A 22,698-nucleotide genomic window follows, 5' to 3' on the forward strand; every position below is an offset into this window, starting at 1 on the left:
ATGAGAAAAATAATTATGTTGCTATTCTGTCTTTTACTCCTTGTAGGTTGTAAAAGGGACGAAATAATATATTATAGAGGACCGGATTCCATGGCTCTATATGTTAATGAATTCGAGGCTGACAGCACCATTTATTCATTTGCGAATAAGCTTCCCGATATTGCTAGCGATACGGTGTATGTGAAAATAAGATTACAGGGACCAGCGGCTGATTACAGTCGGTCTATTCAATTACAGGCTACTTCCGGTACAACGGCAATTGACGGAGTAGAGTATGAATTACCAGTGTATGAATTTCCCGCTGGAGCGACGGAGGCACGTTATCCTGTTGTACTGCTGAGAGGCGCAGCATTAAAAGAAGCTACAAAATACTTATATGTTGCCATAAAGCCAAACGATCACTTTCAAAAAGCTGCCATAGGACAGGAAATAGGCAAAACGTATAGTATTGAAAGCTATAAGATTAGATTCAACGATTTTCTTTCTGAACCATCCTGGTGGAGCACATTGGAAAGTTATTTAGGAGAATTTAGTGTGGTTAAACTGCAGTTTGTCTATAGCGTGTATGGCAACGATTACGATTTTGAGGGATTGTATTATCCTGTAGATTATTATGGTACGATCTATTGGACCTATGATGATGAAGTAAATAATATGCCTCTTCGTTTGAGGACTGCGCTAAGAAAGTATGAAGAGGACAATGGACCACTTCTGGATGAAAATGGCAATCGATTAACATTTTAATTATTTAGTAGATATATGAAAACATTAAATATATTTATCTTGTTATTAACCTTCACCTTTTCAGGATGTAACAAAGACAGCTATTTTAAGCCGTATGCTAAAATTGATGATTTTTCTATTGTCCCGGAATCTATAGAAAGTAGGTATATTATAACTCAATTAGATTCAATCAATATTTATCCGGTGCTACAAGGATTGAATACAGAGAAAAGTTATTCGTATGAGTGGCGATTGTATACAGGAAGCACCTTTACTGTTTTATCGACAGAAAAGAATTTAAAGGAAGTCATTGTCCTAGGCACCGGTACGTATAGTCTCCAATATTCTGTTATAGACAATGATACGAAGATCAAAGCTATTAGTGCTTTGTTCTATGTAGAAGTAACGGGCGGATTTTCTCAGGGATGGATTATAGGTAATAATGTTAATGGTAAAGGACAACTTTCTTTTATACGAGATCTCGATGATAACATATCATATAATACGCTGGAAGAATTAAATAACGCGGTGTATCCGGGTAAGGTTATTGCAGCCTATTCTGGTGCCGTTGGAAGTTTCTTTTCCGGTCAATTTAAGCAAATACTTTATTTCACGGATCAAGGATTAACGGTCTTTAATTCTGATAATATGATGCAGACTTCTGAATTGGATTATTATTTTATTGACCCATTAACCTATCTAAACAAACCAGGATACGGAATAAGCGGAACACTTTACGATCAATATTTGGTGAATGAAGGTCTATTGTATGCCGCAGAGGGTCAAGACTTCTTTGGAGCGGAAATTGTGGATTACGGAAAATTTACACCAGCTTTTGAAGGTGATTATTCGTTGTTTCCATTTGTTTTCTCTTCAACAGGCTCGCCCACATATTTTTATGATAACAAGAATAAAAAATTCTTATCTGTTCCTTATTTTGGAAGGTCTTTTTCATATCCTACAACGTCCATGACAAATGCACAGTTCAGTTTGAATGCAGTAGGAAGAACCATGGTGGCTGCAGACCAATGTAAATCTAATAACTATTTCGCTTTACTGAAAGACAATTCCAATGATTACTATATTTACTACCTGCCTTTTAGTGCTACTTCTGCAGTTAGTGGTGGAAAATATTATAAGTTATCAAGTTTTGCCGGTTTGGATAAATTAGCCGCTTTTGCTGCATCCAACGTTTGGGACTATGCCTACTTTGCGGCGGAGAATAAGATATACAAAATCGATGGCACAAATGGTACTGTAACATTGTTTCAGGAATTTCCATCTGATACGCAGGTAGCCGATATAAAAATATTGAAAAATGGTACCGAATCAGGGAAACAGATAACAGTGGCGTTGAATAAAGGGGAGACCGGTGAGATCCAATATATCTATATGACCACTTTTGGAGACCGCGACACCTCGCGTGAAAGTAAGGTTTTCACAGGATTCGGCCACATCGTCAACTTAAGCTACCGCCTGCCTAATGCCGGCTAGATGAGGTTGCCAGAATATAAAATGACAAAAAATACAAGTTTTAATAGGGTGAACAAATATTAGTTTTATTATAAAATAAGAAATGAAGAAGTTTTTTTTAACAATTGTTTCCGCTTGTTTGCTGATAGCGGCATATGGACAACAACAAGGAAAAGGTAACAGTATCCGACAACGGCTTACTGAGCTCAATATGGTCAGTGATGAGAACGAGCTCGACAAGAAACTAACAGAACTAGTTAGCGGAGCAAACGAAGAGGATTACTTACTTGCTTATTACTATTATGCCAATAAAGATCTTACAGACAAAGCAGAAATTACAAAGCAACTTATCCAACGTAAATTTCCTGATGGTCAATTGGTAATGCAGGGAAAAATGCAAGAGATAGACGAATTGACAGACCTCAAGGAAAAGGATAAACGTTTTATTGCGTTGTTTGAGAAAAATCCGAATGGTAATTATGCTTTTCTAGCTTATTCCCTTGCTCAGGAATTTGCGGCAAAGGGAAATGAAGAAAAAATGAAATTCTACGCTGATATATACGCGAAAGGAGCAACCGATGGCAAGGGGAATTCAGTAAAAAAAGAGAATATCTATGCAATGATGGCCGGTGGTATGGTACAAACCAATCCAGATGCTGCAGCAAGATATTTGAAAGTAGGAGTTGAAGATGCGAAGATTTCGCTCGATAACATGTTGGCTGAAGCAAATCCCGATGAAAATGTTTTAATGCGTGCAAAAAGCAATTATTATGGCGTGCTCTCTAGTTATGTACACGCATTGTCGTTAGGTAGTAATCCGGAAGAGGGTTATCGTTTAGCGCATAAAAGCTATTCAGAACTGCAAAGTGCTGAAGCGACAGATGCGCGTCTATTCCAGTATGTCAAAGCCGGATATATACAGGCATTAATACGTACGAAGCGCTTTAAGGAAGCATTGCCACTAATGGAAGAAGCTATAAAAGCTGGAAATGCTTCCGATTTGGTGAAGAATGAGTTAAAGAATGCATACATTGCCGTTAATGGATCGGATAATGACTTTTTAGTTTACGAAAGAGATCTTCTAAATGCGCAGCAGCTTTTTTTAGAGGCTGAAGTTTCGAAAATAGCTATAAAACAACCTGCACACGACTTCGAACTGAAAGACGTAGATGGGAAAAGCGTGAAGTTAAGCGATCTAAGAGGTAAAGTTGTTGTGTTAGATTTTTGGGCAACATGGTGTGGCCCTTGCAAAGCATCCTTCCCAGCCATGCAGAAGGCTGTCAATAAGTATAAAGACGATCAAGATGTTAAGTTTTTATTTCTACACACTTGGGAAAAAGGTGGAGGAGATCCAACACAGAATGCCAAGAAATATGTAGTAGATAATAATTATACCTTCGATGTGTTAATGGATTTGCGTAATCCAGAAACTAAGAACAGTGCGGTAGCCTCATCCTATCAGGTGCAGGGAATTCCTACAAAGATCATCATTGATCCAAAAGGACAGATTCGCTTTAATACATCTGGTTTTTCAGCAGACGCAGATAAAGCAGTAAAAGAACTATCAGTAATGATTGAGTTTGCCAAGAAAGGCTAGGTATGAATAACAATATATTAGGGAAACTAATGGTAGCAGGCATTTTGTCTGCTACCATACCATATTCTCTGCTGAAAGCACAGGATTTTAGAAACAATACACAGGCTATATCACAACGTTTTGTGTCTTCAGCAGATTCATTGATTGCTTTGGGAAAAGTAAGTCCAGCTGAGCAGCTTAAGAAGTCGTTAGCTCACCCTACCTTAGGACAATTTACCATGGCAGTTAATAATAAGAGGGATTTGCATGCAAGGGAAATTTATTCGAAAGCATTGCAATCTACCGTGATAGTTGGAAGCGCTTATCTTTGTCCGCGTTGTGCTAATACCCATGTAGGGAACGCGACAGGATATATTATCGGGCAAGAGGGAATCGTGGTCACGAATTACCATGTGGTAGATGGCTATATTAATATGGGCGAAGGAAATAAACCTCTAGCGCTGCTAGTGCGCATGGCAAATGGTAAAACATATGCTGTGAAGGAAGTGGTCAACGCTTCTGAAAAAGATGATCTGGCCGTGTTACGTTTAGATATAGGAAAGGATGTACTTCCTGCCTTAGCACTATCTAGCGGCGCCGAGATCGGCGATGATGCCTATGTATTGGGGCATCCGCGTGGTATGTATTATTTTTTTACCAAAGGAATGGTTAATTCCAAATTTCAAGAAGCTGGTGGTACCGAAGAAAATCCTTATTTTTATGATGTAATGGCTATTTCTGCCGATTACGCAGCAGGAGCTAGTGGAGGACCTGTGTTAGATAGTGGAGGTAATATTATCGGTACGGTTTCCAGTACACGCACTTTACAGTATAATGATCCTGGACGCAGCGTACAGATGGTGTTAAAAACTACGATTCCTGTAGAATCTTTGCGGAAATTGTTAAATTAAATCAGTGCCTACCTTTGTGCTTGTCGATTTGGTTTAGAAAAGTTCTTTTTATTTAAAAAAAATCTCTCATTTTAGCTTCAGTTCCGGTAACTGGGGGCACATGAAATAGAGGTTCGTCTGATTACGAAAGGTTATTTAGAAATAGTACAGCAATGGAAATAATATTACACAAAGTAACATTAAACGATATTGAGCAATTGCAAAAAATCGGTAAGGAAACATTTTCAGAAACATTTTCTCGGAGTAACACCGAAGAAAATATGAAAAAATATTTAGCCGAGGGGTTTTCTGTTGAAACGTTGACAGATGAAGTCAATAATGAAAATTCAGCATTCTATTTTGCCTTATCTGAAAATAAAGTAGTTGGCTATTTGAAAATTAACTTTGGAGCATCCCAAACAGAACTAAAAGACGAAAAGGCTATTGAAATAGAAAGAATTTATGTCCTAAAAGAATTTCATGGTAAAAAAGTCGGACAAATCCTCTATGGAAAGGCTATGGAAGTTGCCCAACAAAAAGGGTCTGACTATGTTTGGTTAGGTGTTTGGGAAGAAAATCCAAGAGCAATTAGTTTCTATAAGAAAAACGGCTTTATTGAATTTGATAGACATGTTTTCAAATTGGGTGATGATGAACAGACAGACATAATGATGAAATTGAAACTAAAATTTAGCGGTCGACGACCATCATAAGATTACTAGCTTAAGGCCGATATGCTACGCACGTGGCCTGCACACACGCGCCGGTAAAACAATGGTAGGCAAATAGAAAAGGCTCCGAGAAGATCTAGGGGATCTTCTCGGAGCCTATATAGCCCTACATTTCAGGTCTGATACGTTACCTATCTATTGGGTAACCCGTATCCGTTTGTAACTTTACCTTTTGACTGGTCAATAACCGTAAGCGGCATAGGGTGATAATACCGAGGAGCATTGGTCTCACGCCCAACTACACCGTCAAGGATCGCAGCTCTGTACATTGCTGGATTGGTCCCGCTGTTGATCGCAATACCCCAATTGACACGTGTGTAACCATCAGCTACCAAAGCAGCTGCTTCCGCTCCGTCGGGATCGATATAGGTGTATAGACCCTTGATAGCTAAATTTTTGGCAGAAACTGCGGCATGCGCAGCAGCGTTCCAATTATATATCCCTCTCCATCCGGGGTATAATGCTGCATTATTCGGATCCGTGCTTTCCTGGGTCACCACAGCAGCCGTGCTGCCCGGGTTAACCTGGACATGCTTCGTCCAGATATAGTTTGATATTGTACGTCCGCTCGGAAAGGTGTAATAGCCATTGGTTGCCAGGCCTGCCATCATATTTTCCATCTGTTGGCGCACGGCGATTGCTCTTTCGTTAAATTTTCCGGAGCGAATCATATCCCAGCGGATATCCCCTTCGCCCAATAGCTCTAATTTTCGCTCCGCGTAGATCGCATCCAGGAGTGCTTCACCGGATAGCGCAGAGATATTATGCGTGTTGTCACCAAATGCTCTTGCACGGATCTGGTTAACCAGATTGACTGCACCTGCATTGTCCGTACCAAGCACTGCTTTGGCCTCTGCGAGCAATAACATCGCATCGGCCATTCGCATAATCGTATAGTTCATGCCCGATGCCCGGTTGCCATTGTTCGAAATTAATGGGTTGTCTCCGCGGTTCTGATCCCACTTGTTGATTGCTGGTCCGCCTCCTCCGATTCGGGTACCCGCACCGAGTGGCATCAACGCTTCTCTACCCGTGGCTGCGTCACTACCCGTTACGACCATACTTACGTCGCGCCGTTTGTCTCCGTCTTCATAACCGTTGTAAAAGAAAGCTGGAATAATGCGGATTGCTGCAAATGTGTTTAGCACAGCAACGGCACCGTTATTGGAGCCGGGGCGACCTTGGGAATAAGGGTGTTCCGAACTCTGTCCCGGCGCACAGGCTATCTCAAATAGCGATTCTGGACTAGATCTTCTGGAGTTGATATGCTGCCATACAGCCTGAAATGGATTGTTGAAGGCCCGGGAGTCTGTGGTAATCAAGTTGACAGGACCTCGTATTTCCGCATCGTTAACCGCATTTCCTAAATATTGTTCGGCTATACGGATATAATCTAGATAGTCCGTACGACGGGCGTATTTACAGAGCCCGTCATCCGTGCCTTTGGTTTCAAACTGCACATCGCCATATAAGTCCCCCATATCGGTACGGATGGTCTGCCAGCTCCCTGCATGCAAGGCAATTTCGCCAATAAGCGCGTGTACATAGGAGCGGCTCAAACGCTCGGCCGTAATGCTACCTTGCCCGATTCTGTACATGCGGGCTTCCACGGCTTGAAGATCGGCGATCAACTGATCCATTATTTCAAAACGGGAAGTTAATTCATAGTCTTGTACATATTGATTCTCGTAACCGAATGGGACATCGCCAAAATGGCGCACCAGTTCCCAACCGCATAATGCACGTATGGCTTTCGCTTCGCCATATAGATGTGTCCATACATCCGTACCTTCTGCTTGTTCAAGTACACCTTTCTTCTCTATGGCATCTGCAATACGGGCGGCACGCGCCAAAATGATATTTAAACTGTTGTATTGCGTGGCCAGACTGCCTATCGCCGTAGCTTCAGGTTGTAGACGGGCAATAACATTATTTGCCGTAGGAAATTCGCTCATGTACTCCGCATCTGAGCCCAAAGGATCCTGAAAATTATAATTTCCGCCAGCCGCTACATTCGTACGGTATTCGCCATAACACCAAGATAATGTCTTGTAGGTCTCTTCGGGGCTAGAGGTCACGAATGCATCATCGCTCTCCCCAGGGTTATTAACGTCCAGATAGTTTTTGCACTGTGTAAACATGGCTAACGTCAATGCTAAACATATATATATAGGTGATTTTTTCATCGTTCTCATCTTAAAAATTTCAATAAATAATCTTGCTTAAAAAGATGCATTTAATCCAAAAGTGTATTGCCGTGGACGTGGGTAAGCTCCCCAGTCAAAGCCCGGTGTCGGATAGCGCGCATTGTTGATATTTGGATTCGCATTGACTTCCGGATCGATACCGCTATAGCCCGTCAAAGTAGCCACATTGAATACTGTACCGTAGATCCGTAACGAGCTCATGCCTACTTTGCTCAACCATTGTGATGGCATATTGTATCCTAAGGTCAATGTGTTCAGACGGAGGTAGGACCCATCTTCAATGCCGATGTCGCTTACATAACCTTGATGCATGTATGTCAATGGCAATGTCGCATGCTGATTAAGCGCCTCTAAGGCTGCCGGCGTCGTTACTCGGGCTAAATCGCCATTCGCGTCTATATCGTAGACCTTGTAACCGTCATTAACGATGTCCAGCTTATTTCCGTAAAGACCTCCACCTTTATTACCATTATACAGTGTAGCAAGCTTATTGGCGTTATAGATCTGATTACCGTAGCTCCAGTTGAAGTAGGCCGCAAGGTCAATACGCTTGTAACTTACGTTCAGGTTTAAACCGCCCGTATGCTTTGGTGTCATGTTACCAATCTCTACATAGTCCTTGGTGTCAATGATGCCGTTTCCGTCGGTATCGACAAACTTAGGCATGCCGGGATAAGCCTGTTGACCAGCCGGTACGACGCCTTTGTGGTGCGCAACAAATTGAGGAGATAGATCTGGAATCCCATCGTTGAGTGTGTAGCTGTCTGTGGCAGTATCATACGCAAAATCGCTGGTTTCGTAGAAACCTCTGCCTGTGGTCTTATAACCCATGACAATTCCGACCGGCTTTCCTTCTTCTAGTAGATAGTCATTGTTCGGAAGGTTCGATTGCAAAAACTGTGTGCCGTACGCGCTCTGAACACCTTCTGCAAGAAAATCTACATTAGGATTATTAAAATTGATGTTACCGCCCGCGCTGATATTCCAATCATTATTCGAAAAAATTGTACCTGAAAGCGAGAGCTCTATCCCTTTGTTGCTTGTTTGTCCGACATTGGCATAACTGGTGTTGAAACCGGTAATAGACGGAATATCTGTAAGCATCAAAAGGTCTCTTGTATTATTATTGTACACCTCAATCATACCCGATAACCTATTGTCAAACAAGGTGAAATCGAGACCTAAATTGCGGGTGACGGTCGTTTCCCACTTAAGATTGCGGTTAGCAAATTGTTGTGAAGCTAAGTCATATGATGGCTGGAGTAAGTTATTCAAAGCGCCTTGGCTACGTGGATCGGTCTCTGCGATCCAAAGTTGGTTCCATTGATTTGGATCTATGGCGTCATTACCGACTTCACCGTAGGAAGCGCGCAGTTTCAGATCGTTGATCCAGCTCTGGCCTTTTAGAAAAGATTCGTTAGATATCCTCCACGCTACGGCAGCAGCAGGAAAGTACCCCCATTGGTGCTCTGGCGAAAACTTGGACGAACCATCGGCGCGTATTGTTGCAGTGAAAAGGTAACGGTCTAAGAGCGAATAGTTCGCGCGACCAAAGTAGGAGAGAATACGACCTGGGGTCACCTCTGAGGTTATTACCGTCATATTGGTCGCAATGCTGCTGTCAAACTGGTTCATCATCGCAAAGGCATTCTCCTTCTTGAAATTGGAAGGGAAGCGTAACGCGTTTATTCGCATATCGCTACCGCCCCCTGTCGTTACCTCCTGACCACCTAAAATGGTAAGCCGATGTGTATTATTTTGGAGTACATCATAATTTAGTGTGTTTGTCCAGCGTAAGCCCCATCTGTCGCCTCTCCTAGAGTCGGCATTACCGGCATAGATTACGCGATCCATAGTTTCCATGGTTCCGCTAGATACAAAAAAATTGGGATCCGTGGTACTTCCCTGCCAGTTTCGGTCTTTGGTATACCTGCGGGATAAAGTTAACTCACTGAAATAGCTCAAATTTTCCAAAATATTCCATCTTGCGCCTGCTGTGCCTAGAAAATTTTGTTCAAATGCAAGATTATCGATGTCCTTAGTCCTATTCACGGGGTTAGTTACACCGTACATCACCGAGGCCTCTTCACCCAGTGTTGCGTGCGCAAGTAGATCGGTATTGCCCAAGATATCGGAAATGGCGATAGGACGAAACCGGTAGGCAGACGACAGAATAGACCCTGCACCACTTGTAGTCCCTTCATTGCCTTGATTCCGCCTGTCTGTATAACGTAGATCCATGTTAAAGTTCAGTTTATCGCTGATCTTTTGATCAATCTTAAAGAAAGCGGAGGCCCTTCTAGAATTCGACATTAATTTCATCCCAGCTTCGTCCATGTAACTAGCTGCAACCAATATTTTAGTCATCTCTGTTCCGCCTGATATAGATAGATCATGGTTGTGGGAAAAGGAACTGCCATACAGCTCTTGTTGAAGGTTATACGGTTGGACATTCCTATATGCGTCGATACCGGCCGTATTAGCTCCCTTTTGGTCTCCAATCGCAAATAATTCCTTGAATGGCGTAACATAATCCAGCTCTTCGTACGCATCAAGCATGGCCCATTTGAAAGCGAGATAATCATAGGGATTCAACGCATCCATATAGCCCGTCGGCGTATTGTATTTCCCAAAGCCGCTGTAGGTGATGGTACTTTTTCCAGCTTTTGCCCTTTTGGTGGTAATGAGTACAACCCCGTTTGCTCCGCGGGCACCGTAGATTGCTGTAGATGAAGCGTCTTTTAAGATATCCACGCTTGCTACCATATCGCTTGGTATATCGGCAATATTTCCGGGTATTCCGTCGATCAATACTAACGGTTCATTGCTTTGCGAGATCGATCCCCCGCCACGGATCCGAATGGATACGTTTGCATTTGGTCGGCCATCCTGAGACATAACATTGACGCCGGGTAGTTTACCCTGTAGTGCCTGTGCTACATTAATAACGGGAGCGGTAGCCAGCTCTTTCCCGCCGACTGACGCAACTGAACCGGTAAGGTCACGGCGCCTTACCGTCTGATAACCAATTACAACGACTTCATCGAGGGCCTGATCCTCGCTTTCTATCGTAATGCTGACAGTTGTCCGACCATTGGTCGGAAACTCTTGGGTATTGTATCCTGTGTAGCTGACGACCAGGATACTACCCACGGGGGCTTCCGACAGCGTAAAATTACCATTAGCATCCGTAGTAGTCCCAATTGTTCCGCCTTTCACTTTTATATTAGCGCCGATAATCGGTTCTCCAGATTTGTCTTTGACCTGACCGCTTATACCAGTGGTCTGCGCAAAAGTCCACGAACTCATCATTAAGAAGGAGAATAGGAGGAAGATAAGTCGTTCTTTCCTTAATACATTGATTTTTTCCATTGATTTATATTTGATTAGGTTCTCATTTAGTAGGTATATAAAAAGTAATGCTTACATGAAGATGTAAGTATGGTTTAGCACATATGCTAAGAAGAATTTAATGCGTTTACGTACGTGAAATACATAGCCATTTTAACAGTAGAATTTGGAGGTTTATAACAATAATATTACAAATGTGCGGTCTAGCGACCGAAAGAGAGGGTAATATTTAATCAAATATGTGCAATATTCGTTCAGAAGATAGGTTTCTGATTATCTGTCCTATTTCTATGAAAAGCGAACTCGTCCGACTATGTCGATTAAAAGACAGACTGTTACAATCAAAAATTACTTGTTCTTGAGATTTTTTAAGTATTCGGTGGGTGTGCAACCCATCATTTCCTTAAATACTTTGCTAAGGTATTGCGATGTGCTAAAGCCACTCTGATAAGCGACTTCCGCGACAGTAAACTGTCCGGTCTCCAGCAATTGTGCTGCACGCTTGACGCGTATCTTTTTCACGAAGTCGACCGGAGAAAGCCCTACGATGGCTTTTATCTTTCGGTAGAATACTGCCCTACTCATATTCATTCCAGCTACCAGATCGTCTATTTTAAAGTTGGTGTTTTCGATATTATCCTCAATACCCTGAATCACATTACGGATGAACTCGTCATCATATGCTGTTACTTTAGGAACGGAGGGACCCCATGACGGTGATGATTTGACTGCTGTACCTGTTGTCGGCTCGAAAGTGCTATTATGTGCTAGATAATATTCCCGAAGTAGCTCACGTTGCTTGAGCAGGGAAGCAATCTTGGCTTTCAGATAACTGGCGTGGAAAGGCTTGGTGATATAGTCATCGGCACCATACTCCATACCCTTTATTTTATCGTCCAGCGCGGATTTAGCTGTTAGTAAGATCACCGGAATGTGTGAAGTATCGCTGTTATTCTTGACGGCCTCTAGGTAGGCCACACCATCCATGTCGGGCATCATCACATCACTTACGACGATATCGGGTAGCTTGTCCAACGTGATTTCGAGGCCTTTTCGACCATCGGAGGCTTCCAGTATGTCGTACTCTTGCTCAAGTATGCTACGGATAAAGTCGCGCAGCTCATCATTGTCCTCGATCACTAAAATGCTGGTACGCTTCGTAATTTCAGGAGCAGTATCCACTATAGGTGTTGTATGCGCTTGTTCCGCAACACCATCACCGAGTTTTAGTTCGATATTTGGATCGCCAGCAAAGGCTTCGTAAGCGATAGGCAATCGCACAGTAAAAGCGCTACCCTTTCCTTTTTCGCTGTCCACGGCAATACGACCATGCAAGAGATCTACCAATTCATGCACCAAAGCTAATCCGATGCCTGATGAGATGCTCGGGTCGGCATCATTGGTTTCGTAACGCTCGAATAGTCCTTTCGCCTTACCCATATCGAAACCGCTGCCTTCGTCCGTGACCATAAGAACCAACTCTCCGTTTTCTACCGTGGCCCGTATGGCGATCTGCCGCCCCGCAGGTGTGTACTTGAACGCATTGGATAAGAGGTTGAACAAGATCTTTTCGACTTTATCCACGTCCACGTAGATTGGTGTAGAAGTGATATCCTGCTCAAGGGTATAGTTGATCTGCTTTTGTCGGGCAATTGGTGAAAAGCTGTTAAAAGTTTTTTCTAACAGTGCTGCTACATCAGCTTGCTCGAGATACACCTTCATTTTTCGGTGCTGTATCTTTCTGAAATCGAGTATCTGATTGATCAATCGGAGCATACGATGTGTATTCTGCTTGGCCGTTTGCAGGTATGCGCGACCGCTGGAAGATAACTTTTCATGCTGTAGTACTTCCTCAATCGGACTTGCTATGAGCGTGAGAGGGGTACGCAGTTCATGTGAAATGTCTGTAAAAAAATTTAGTTTAAGTCCGGTCAGTTGCTGCTCCACATCTACTCGCTTGCGCAACTGCATAATATAGGATACGATAAGCACAATAAGGAGCACCAGCACGGCAAGTGCCAAAATGTAAATTACCCACGAAAATCCGGTCTCCCAGAATGTCGGCGTAATATAAAATTGTATCGTCGCAACATTCTCTACCCACACACCGTCGCTATTTGTTGACTTTACTTCCAGCGTATGTCTGCCAGCGGGCAGTTCGACAAAGCTGGCTGACCGGTTATGACCGAGATACACCCAGGTACTATCGGTGCCTTTGAGCCGGTAGGCATATTGGATCGATTTCGTGTTGGTATAGTCGAGGGCGGCGAAGGAAACCGAAATATTTCGTTCATCCTCTGCTAGTATCAGCATGCCATTTTCGCCGACGTTGCACTCTTCCTGTACATCCTGGCGTTGGATACGGATAGCGGAAAATACAATTGGCGGCACAAATGTACTTCGCAACATGCGATCGGTGAGCACGCGTAAGGCTCCGTCGGTGGTGCCAAATATAATATTTCCATCCAGATCCCGTATGGGGGCGGCCTCATTGATTAGCGGTGGGAGGCCCAAATTTTCTTTACTGAAGTGATCAAACTGCTTGTTGGTCGGGTTAAAGCGACTCAATACATTAACCGAGGCAATCCAAAGATAACCTTTAAGATCTTCGATTACCGATAAGGATAGGTCGGATATGAGACCGTTGGTTCGGTTTATATTTTTGAACTTTATTTTGTCGGAAAGCAGGTTAGGCGAGTCTGTAGTGATGCTGATGCCGCCGCTGAAAGTGGATACATAGATTTGTTGCCGCCGATCCTGAAAGATGTGCAGCACCTCATTGTTACTCAGACAGTCGGTTCGGTCGGCTGTGGATGCATTATGAAAGAAACCGATATGCTCTGGTTTTTGGAATGTGCCTGAAAAAGTGATCAGACCGTTACTGGTGCCGACAAGCATGGTTCCATTCTTGGATTGATATACATAGCGCACCAAGCCGCACTGGTCGACAGGGTAGTTTTTTAACCGATTGCCGGCGTGGACAAATCGAAGGGTACCATCAGGTTTTTTTTCGACTAAATTTAGTCCACCGCCATATCCCCCAATCCAGACACGCTTTTGGGCATCCTGATAGAGGGAGAATATAGATTCAGAACCGATGCTGTATGGATCGGATGTCGGCTTATAATTTGTGACCTGATACGTTTGGGCATTTCTAGGGCGTAAGATAAATAAACCGTGATTCCGTGTACCCAACCAGATCTGCCCTTCGTGATCCTGTATAAAGCAGTAAACGTTTGCACCGAACACCGCTTTTTTATCCCGTACGATTGCACCAGCAGAAGTCAGGTTACCCAAATAATCATTTGCTTTATTATATAGTGCTAATGTGCCATTTTTCTTTCCGACCCACAGACGATCCTGGTTGTCCCGGAATACGCTCCTTACTTCGCCATCGGCGGATGCCGCAATACGTTCGTAGCTCTTTTCTCGGAAGGAAAGCTGCTGGATTCCATCGGTCGTACTTAACCAAATGTGTTTGTGCGAATCTATCAGGTAGTCGCCGGCAGATACGGCATAGTGGGTGGGTATACCAGATTGTGGCGTATATTCCGCCAGATCGAGTTTGTGTAGGTCGGGATCATAGGCGCATAGAACACCATCAGGTAGTAATATCCAGAGTTGCCTATATTCATCTTCGTGGATAAAAAATATGGAGCTGGGTGTTAGCATTAGTCCAGATAGGTCGGGGTAAGGTACGATGTGCTGCTCATCGCGCTTGATGTCGTAGCAAACAAGCTGTCTTCCGGAGGCAAAAGCCCATACGCGACCATAGCTATCAAAAAATGCCTTTTCGGAAAATATAAATTCCTGACCAACAGGTGGTACAAATCGGCTGTAGCGCTTGGTCTTCGTGTGGTAAATGATAATTTGGTCTGCCGTGACAATTGCCAGTAACTCTGGGTTCAGCTTGTGGAGCCTAAAGATATCCGTCAGTTCAAAAGGTAGCTCAAAGGGTGCAAGCTTTCCGTCCCGGTATGTGGCGAGATAGCCATTTCGAGCAGCAAAATAAATCGTGCCGTCTACCTCTGTGATAAAATGAAAGGGCATGTTGTTACTGACCTTCTTCTTGCCGTACGTGAAGGTCCCTTTATTGCTTAATACCCATTCGTCACCCTCGCTATCGAGAAAGATGTTGTGGATAGTGTTGCCCAGGTAAGGATATGTAGTGGGGCCAAATACGCGAATGCCGTCTTCGGCAGTATAGTTACGATCATCTATCCGGTACAGATTATGATTTTGCGCGGTGATCCACGTGGCACCATTTGCCAAGCTCTTGATATCATTCACCAGTGGATGTTGCTTGTCGGAAAATATATCCTCGAATACCTCCAGCTTACTGTTAAATAGAAATACCTGCGACCCGTAGGTTCGTAACCATATGTTACCGGCCGCATTGAGGCTGAGTCCTTCGATCCGATTGTTGTTGAGTTTTACCTTATCGTGGGGATAGGATTTGAAGTTGCGAAAATTGTAACCATTGAACTGATCAATGCCGTTCCAAGTGCTAATCCAAATTTGCCCTTTGCTATCTTGGATAATGTTTTTTGTGCGTGTATGTGCCAGCCCATCGTCCATATCGTACTGCTTTACCGAAAAAGACCCTTTGCTTTGGGCAAAAGATTTGCTTAATATCGACAGCAGGACATATAATAGGACGTACTTCTTCATTGATTTTCGGGTTTACAATACACAAACTTAAAATAAAATACGTTCGGCAAAAACTCTGGACGACAAAAATGAATAGAATTTGTACAGCTGAGACGAATTAGTATAAATCCTTTTGCGCATTTTGTTGGATATTTGTTTGATGATGTATTTGATGTTTAATAATAAAGCTTATTTCTCCAGTTGGGCAAGAATGCGCTGTAGCGTACTATCGGTGTTTGTCTTTTATGCACTGATAGCAAGTGCCAGCAGATACCCGATGCCATCGGAACTTACGCTGGCAGTGGAAACAGACAAAAAAGTCAAAGCCGATGCGGTCGTAGCAGCAGACGGCACAGGAAATTTTACAACGGTGCAGGCGGCAATCAATGCGGCACCGGATAATAGGAATACCTATTTCTATATTTATATTAAAAGGGGTTCATATAAGGAAGTGATTACCATTCCAAAAAACAAAGACTATATCTATCTCTATGGGGAGGATGCCGAATATACCATCTTGACTTTTGACAACTATGCCAAACGGCTCAAGCCTGATGGAACGGAATTTGGTACGAGTGGATCTGCCACTTTTTTTGCAAATGGAAATTTCTTCGTTGCGGAAAACCTAACATTTGCCAATACCGCCGGAATGACTGCTGGACAAGCGCTAGCTATCAATATTGGTGGAGCAAGATCCTCCTTCCGAAACTGTCGTTTTCTGGGACATCAAGATACCTGGTATGCCGGAAGTGGCACGTTCCAATATCTTAAGGATTGCTATATCGAAGGGTCGGTAGATTTTATCTTCGGTGGCTCTACTGCGTTTTTTGATGAATGCCATATACAAAGTACACGGAATGGCTACATTACAGCGGCATCGACTCCCGAGGGGCAATCTTTTGGTTATATTTTTCATAGCTGTAGTATTACGGCGTACCCCACGGTTGCCCACGGTTCAGTTTACCTTGGAAGACCTTGGCGTCCATATGCGAAAGTCGTATTTCTACAGAGCAGTTTAGGTAAACACATACGTAGTGAGGGCTGGGATAACTGGCGCAACGTGGCTAATGAAAGCACAGCTTTCTATGCAGAATATAATTCTACCGGAGAAGGAGCTAGCCCCGGTACAAGAGTAGCGTGGTCTCATCAACTGACGAGAAAGCAGGCGACAGATTATACGTATGCAAAGGCAATGGGGAGCCAACATCCCGGATTTGTGGATGATGGTGTTGCAATGAAATAATTGTTATTTTATATGAACATCAAAATAAATTTTATTATCGCCTTATTTCTGATCTGTCTTGCAGCAAAAAGCCAAGAACGTATAGACTTGTGGCCCAAAGGAATGATGCCTAATTCAAAAGGGCATGTTGTTTTGGATAGCATTGCCAATGAGCGGATATATCAGATCGGCGAACCACGAATGCAGGCTTTCTTTACCTCAAATCAGGAAAATAAAGGTGCGGCGGTTTTAATTATTCCCGGAGGAGGATATTCGCGATTGGCGTATCAAGTGAGTGGTTACCAATTGGCAAAATGGTTCAATACATTAGGTATGCATGCTTTTGTGCTCGAACACCGATTGCCACATTCGGTTGATGTGCAGCAAAAAGAACTAGCGCCTTTGCAGGATGCACAGCGCGCTATGCGTATGATACGACAACATGCAGGTCAATGGGGTATAGATCCGCTAAGTGTAGGGGTTATGGGATCTTCTGCAGGTGGTCATCTTGCGGCTACATTGAGCACGTGTCAGGAAGATTTTTCAAAGTTGGGCGATGCTGCAGATAACTACGATTATATACCTGCATTTCAGATTTTGATTTCACCGGTTATCGATATGGAGCAATATGCACATCAAGGGAGTAGGCGACAGTTGCTGGGAGAGGCACCATCTCAAGAACTCATGGATAGATATAGCGCACACAAGCAGGTCAATAAAGATACCCCACCGGCATTTATTGTACATGCTTTTAATGATAATGTAGTGCGTGCAAAAAATAGTCTGTTATATTTCGAGCAATTGCTGATATTTGACGTGTCATCCTCGCTGCATATTTTTCCGGACGGAAAACATGCTGTGGCATTGCGAGACAATCCAGGATCTACACAAGAGTGGGTAGGTCTTTGCGAAAAATGGCTATTAGAAAATAACTTTATTAAACAGTAAAAATAGATCGTGATCTAAAAAATATGCTAAGCCTAATAACACGTCAATGAAAAAACTAATAACTAAACCAACATCTAGATCAATGTATAACATAAACCTCCAACAACGGTGTCTTTTTTTGAAAAGTATTTGGATCATTTGCTTTCTCCTAGCAACATCTGTGATATATGGGCAATCGGCAACTAATAATGACCTAAAGATCGTCGTGTCGGCAGACGCTCCGAATTGGACTTACGAGATCGGACAAGAAGCTGTTTTTAAGATTCAGGTGTATCGGGGACAGGAACTCGCTGATGATGTGGACGTCTCGTACACGATTGGATTGGAAAAAATGCTGCCTACAGAAAAAGGGAAATTGCATTTGAAAAGCGGAGAAGGTACGATTAAAGGCAAGCTATCCGAAGCCGGATTCCTGCGCTGCGCGGTCAGCATGGAAGTAGACGGAACTCGTTATCGTGGTCTGGCTACGGCGGGTTTCGCGCCCGAAGCTATTCAACCTACGCAGAATCTTCCCGATGATTTTTTGGATTTTTGGGATAAGGCAAAAGTAGAGGCAGCCCGAGTTCCTATGGAGGCGGAGCTCACTTTGTTACCCGAGCGTGGTACGGAAAGCGTAGATGTGTATCAGGTCTCCTTTCAACACTATGAAAAGGGAGCACGCCTTTATGGTATATTGGCAAAACCCAAAAATGCAGGAAAATACCCGGCAGTTTTATCCGTGCCCGGAGCAGGCATACGCCCCTACGCAGGTATCGTGGATCTAGCAGAGCAGGGCGTGGTTACATTACAAATCGGTATACACGGTGTTCCGGTTACATACGATGAGGACCTGTACGAGGATCTGCGTAACGGCGCACTGAAGAATTACCAGTTCTTCAATCTCGACGACCGGGATAAATATTACTACAAAAGGGTGTATTTGGGTTGTGTTCGTGCTGTAGATTACCTGTCTTCTCTGGAAGAGGTAGACGATGAAAAAATGTTGGTCTGGGGTGGTAGTCAGGGTGGTGCGTTGGCCATTATAACCGCAGCATTAGATGATCGTATCAAAGGATTAGCAGCAGCATATCCTGCATTATGCGATTTAACGGGTTACCTGCACGGTCGCGCTGGCGGCTGGCCACATATGTTCAATGAGTCGAATGCGGCCTTCATGGTGAAGGAAGAAAAAATCAAAGTATCAGCATACTATGACGTGGTCAATTTTGCGCGTTACGTTAAGGTGCCCGGACTCTACTCTTGGGGATTTAATGACGAAACATGTCCACCTACTTCGTACTACGCTGCTTATAATATGATTCCGGCGGTTAAGGAAATTTCCTTGGATCCCGAAAGAGGACATAAAACATCCGACGAACAGAACCATAAAGTGCGCGCATGGTTATTGGAAAAGTTGGGGAAATAAAGAGGCATCGCGTTATAATTTGCTTTTACAAAAATGCGGATACCCATTAGTTATCCGCATTTTTACGTTTTATAAACCGTTATTTCGCCATTTGTTCCTTATCAGATTTGTTAACCTGTCGATTAGACCGGAGGAATATGGTTATACAGGTTGGTACTGCTTTAATATCAAATGACAGTCGATATGGTTTATATCTAATTGCAGTACTTTTTGCAGGTACTTTTTACCTTCGGCGGTATTTCCTAATCCCAATTCACCCAGTCCGATTACATAATAGCAATGTATTTGGTTGCGTACATTCAGATCATCTTCCCAAATGGCTAAATCAGGGAGAGATACGGCAAAGTAATCGATGCGGCAGGTATCGAACAGGTGTTTTTTTCCATGGGCTATCAACTTGTTAAACCGGCTCCTGGCTTTATCTTCTAAACCTAAAGCCTTAAATGCGAGCCCTTGGTAGAAAATCTTGTCGGGCTGTTGATCATTATAGAAAAATGCTTGCTGGGGTTCTTGCGAGCCTACAGTTGCCAAATGAAGAAAATATAAAGATTGCTCTTGATCACCCAGACCGGCATAGGCGACGCCTTTATAATAATTGATGTCATTTTCTTCTGCATTGGCTAATTTCCCTTCACCAAGATTATGTGGATAGCTGTCGATCTCGTGCAAAAGCTGAAGTGCTTCGCGATAATTTTGTTTTTCAATTTCTCGCTTTGCCAGTTCAACCCGACATATCGTATATTGCTTCGTAACCTTACCTTCACCGCCCTCCCAGGGATGGAAGATGTGATTGCTTATCATCTCCCTCGCGGAAGAATACTCACCCGTCTGATTGTACAAGGTAATTTGCTCTATCAACAGGTCGTCCCGTTGTTCGATCAATTCGGGATAGGTAACAAACAAGGCCAGCCGTGATTCGTGGGATAAATTTAATTTCTTGTAAAGCTGGTCTAGCTCCATGAAAATCCGGGAGTCCGTTGGATCCAAAGAAAATGCTTTTTCCAATAATTCCCGCGCTTCACTTTTTTTGTCAAATTTGTTATAATAGGCCAGTGCGAGATTTCGTAATGCTGTTGGAAATAGATCGTTTAATTGAATCGAGGCTTGCCAAGATGATCTCGCTTCATCGTATTGACGATTTGCATACCAAAAATTGCCCAAATAGTAGGGCGCGAACGAATCTTCCGGATGGGTCTGTATGGCATCGATAAGGATGGTAACTTCCTCAAGTTTATTCGGAAAACATCTTTCGGGCGACATGGCCGAAGCCTTTTTGTAGTATGCTTTGGCTTTGACTTCATCCGCAAGCTGCTTGTAAAAATAGCCGATCGCGTAGTAAACCATAGGGTAGACATTGTTTTCGTCTTCAATGCCATGTTGTAAGAAGGTAATGGCTTCCGCATACAGGCCGGCGTTGGCGTAGTCCAAGGCGTACTCAATATAGGTATGGATCGATTGCGACAAGAGCTGCTGAAGTTCGTTCAGATCGTTTATGTTATTGGTGATCAGGTATTTTTCGAAGCGGCATCCAATGTTGAATTTATCAATGGCTAAGGAGTCTGAAATCAGTTGTAACGCATCTTCTGTTCTATTCAGCTTTCTTAATATACTCGCCTTTAATTGACGGGCTTTATGGTTATGCCAATTTTTGATAAGGGCCCGATCAATATTTTCTAAGGCTACGTCCCACGATTTGTTTCGTGTATCTATTTGGGCAAGAGCAAAATATCCCGAATCTTGCCATGCAGCATTCCAGGTTGCTTTAAAAAATGCTGCATATGCATCGTCAAACCGTTTTTGAAACTTAAGGCTTAACCCCAGATTATAATGTGGTTCTCCGTCATACGGATTTGGATTTCGTTCTGTTTGTGTTTTTATCGCTTCATCGAAATATTTTTCCGCTTTTTCAAATTGCCCTCTGCGTAAAAGCAGCAATCCGAGGGCATTATTGCATCGAATATCATGTGGCTCGCGACGCAGTGCTTCGGTATAATAATCTATTGGGTTATAGGTCGCATGGCGGTATTGTTCCAGATGCTGACCGGTCAAGAACAACTGCTCGATCGATGAAATATCTTTTGGATCTTTTGCACCTTTGGCAGGATTAGGTGTTGGTTCTATTTTAGGACGCTCTGCCTGGTATTTCAATAGTTGTGTTCCTTCTGACGAAAGTACTTCGAGTAGCAGATTTTCAATCTTTTCTTCTCCAATTCGAACTTCTTTATGATAGGTATTCCGTGGACTACAGGGGGTGCTTTCCTGTAAATATACTGTACCGTCCACATGGGATAGTTTGACGCCTAAATCGGCAAACTCAGCGGTTGTATAGAGGATTATATGTGCATGCCCGTCTATCATTTCCAAGTTTACAACGGCATCTTTGGTGGCGTTTTTGACATAACCAACCGCTGAATACGGCATAAAATATTGTACCCAGGATTTTTCCTCATTGGGCTGGATCCAGCTAAAATCAGGTTGGTTGTCGGTGTATACACCCGTCATCAATTCGATATAAGGGCCATCCTCGTCGGTGAGGTTACGGTCCCATGCCAAACCAAAATCACCGTTTCCCCAGGTCCACTGTTTCTTGCCCGGAGATACATGGTGGTTGGCAACGTGCAATAGTCCCGCTTGATGATCGTCCTGATAACCGCCAACAAAATCATACTTTGATTTAATGGCCATATATGAGGTTGGAACGGGAATGTTTTTGTATTTGGAAATATCAACACCGGCCGAATAATCTTGTTTGTAATATTCGCCCGTAGCAATAGGAAAATTTGATACATCCCGCTTGCCGTGATCAAATACCGCATGAACATCAGGAGGGAAAACAGATTTATACGAATCATTTACGACAACAGCAGGATTCGCCCACCATAAGAATGTTTGGGGTAGCGCTGTTCTATTGTATACTTTTACCTTAATTTCGATATAGGCCTTGTCAGGATATACCGTAAACCCCTGCATACCCTTCATGCGGAACAAGCGCTCGACTTCGTTACACCAAATGGTGATGCTACCGTCGCTATTGTTTTCAATATAGTGGTCCGTAGGCAAAAAAGTACTGGGACGGTGATGCTGCGGCCAATTGAATTCTATTCCTCCGGAAATCCAGGGGCCGGTTAATCCGACTAAGGCAGGCTTCACGACCTGGTTGTAGTACACAAAATGCCGTTGTTTTATCTTATCGAATGCCATATGTATCCTGCCGCCCAATTCAGGAAGTACCATGATCTTAATGTATTCGTTTTCGATAAATATGGCTTTGTACAGTTTGTCTTTTTTGTCGTCAGAAACTTTCTCAACAACGGCATAGGGATACACCGCGCCCGAACTTCCCTGATAAACTCTCTTTTCCAAGAAAATGGGATTTTTCTCTTCTTCGCCAATTTGATATGTGGGTAGCAATACATCTTCTTCCCATGCACGCACTACATTTCTGTCATTCACAGTCGAACGCGTCAGATGATTTGTTATAGTTTCCATTGGATAGTATCTTAATATTTGATGTTTGTGTTG

The 22,698-nt window shown here is 43.2% G+C and carries 12 protein-coding genes; 8 read left to right on the plus strand and 4 right to left on the minus strand.

Annotated elements, in window-relative coordinates; translation table 11 throughout:
* The 5 genes from FAZ19_RS03945 to FAZ19_RS03965 all read left to right on the plus strand — a co-directional run bounded on the left by FAZ19_RS03945 (position 1) and on the right by FAZ19_RS03965 (position 5,375).
* Positions 1–744 carry a DUF4843 domain-containing protein gene (locus FAZ19_RS03945; protein WP_136819281.1) on the plus strand — a complete coding sequence of 248 codons (744 nt, stop codon included), beginning with the start codon at positions 1–3 and terminating at the stop codon, positions 742–744.
* Between the two features lie 15 nt (positions 745–759).
* Positions 760–2,217: a PKD-like family lipoprotein gene (locus FAZ19_RS03950; protein WP_136819282.1), complete on the plus strand. Its 1,458-nt coding sequence runs from the start codon at positions 760–762 to the stop codon at positions 2,215–2,217.
* An 82-nt stretch (positions 2,218–2,299) separates the two neighbouring features.
* On the plus strand, positions 2,300–3,793 hold the full coding sequence (locus tag FAZ19_RS03955) for a redoxin domain-containing protein (RefSeq protein ID WP_136819283.1): 1,494 nt from the start codon (positions 2,300–2,302) through the stop codon (positions 3,791–3,793).
* Positions 3,794–3,795: 2 nt separating this feature from the next.
* Positions 3,796–4,683 (plus strand): S1 family peptidase, encoded by an 888-nt coding sequence (locus tag FAZ19_RS03960; protein ID WP_136819284.1) that lies wholly within the window; start codon positions 3,796–3,798, stop codon positions 4,681–4,683.
* 152 nt (positions 4,684–4,835) lie between these two features.
* Positions 4,836–5,375, plus strand: coding sequence for a GNAT family N-acetyltransferase (locus FAZ19_RS03965; RefSeq protein WP_136819285.1), 540 nt, complete (start codon positions 4,836–4,838; stop codon positions 5,373–5,375).
* A 149-nt stretch (positions 5,376–5,524) separates the two neighbouring features.
* On the opposite strand, the gene FAZ19_RS03970 is transcribed toward FAZ19_RS03965, so the two are convergent.
* The 3 genes from FAZ19_RS03970 to FAZ19_RS03980 all read right to left on the minus strand — a co-directional run bounded on the left by FAZ19_RS03970 (position 5,525) and on the right by FAZ19_RS03980 (position 15,622).
* Positions 5,525–7,579: a RagB/SusD family nutrient uptake outer membrane protein gene (locus FAZ19_RS03970; RefSeq protein ID WP_136819286.1), complete on the minus strand. Its 2,055-nt coding sequence runs from the start codon at positions 7,577–7,579 to the stop codon at positions 5,525–5,527.
* Positions 7,580–7,615: 36 nt separating this feature from the next.
* Positions 7,616–10,972: a SusC/RagA family TonB-linked outer membrane protein gene (locus FAZ19_RS03975; RefSeq protein ID WP_136819287.1), complete on the minus strand. Its 3,357-nt coding sequence runs from the start codon at positions 10,970–10,972 to the stop codon at positions 7,616–7,618.
* A 327-nt stretch (positions 10,973–11,299) separates the two neighbouring features.
* Entirely contained in the window at positions 11,300–15,622 is a 4,323-nt protein-coding gene (locus FAZ19_RS03980; protein WP_136819288.1) for a hybrid sensor histidine kinase/response regulator transcription factor, read from the minus strand.
* Between the two features lie 151 nt (positions 15,623–15,773).
* Between FAZ19_RS03980 and FAZ19_RS03985 the strand changes: the two genes are divergently transcribed.
* The 3 genes from FAZ19_RS03985 to FAZ19_RS03995 are packed head-to-tail and all read left to right on the plus strand — an operon-like array spanning position 15,774 to position 19,176.
* Positions 15,774–16,844, plus strand: a complete 1,071-nt coding sequence (locus tag FAZ19_RS03985; RefSeq protein ID WP_169305558.1) for a pectinesterase family protein — start codon at positions 15,774–15,776, stop codon at positions 16,842–16,844.
* A 12-nt stretch (positions 16,845–16,856) separates the two neighbouring features.
* A complete protein-coding gene (locus FAZ19_RS03990) occupies positions 16,857–17,771 on the plus strand; it encodes an alpha/beta hydrolase (RefSeq protein WP_136819290.1) in 915 nt (304 codons plus the stop codon).
* Positions 17,772–17,817: 46 nt separating this feature from the next.
* Positions 17,818–19,176: an acetylxylan esterase gene (locus tag FAZ19_RS03995; protein WP_229707255.1), complete on the plus strand. Its 1,359-nt coding sequence runs from the start codon at positions 17,818–17,820 to the stop codon at positions 19,174–19,176.
* 141 nt (positions 19,177–19,317) lie between these two features.
* Here the strand turns inward: FAZ19_RS03995 and FAZ19_RS04000 are convergent, their stop codons facing one another.
* Positions 19,318–22,665 (minus strand): DUF5107 domain-containing protein, encoded by a 3,348-nt coding sequence (locus tag FAZ19_RS04000; RefSeq protein WP_136819291.1) that lies wholly within the window; start codon positions 22,663–22,665, stop codon positions 19,318–19,320.
* Between the last annotated feature and the right edge of the window lie 33 nt (positions 22,666–22,698).

The sequence above is a fragment of the Sphingobacterium alkalisoli genome, assembly GCF_005049105.1.
Taxonomy (GTDB): domain Bacteria; phylum Bacteroidota; class Bacteroidia; order Sphingobacteriales; family Sphingobacteriaceae; genus Sphingobacterium; species Sphingobacterium alkalisoli.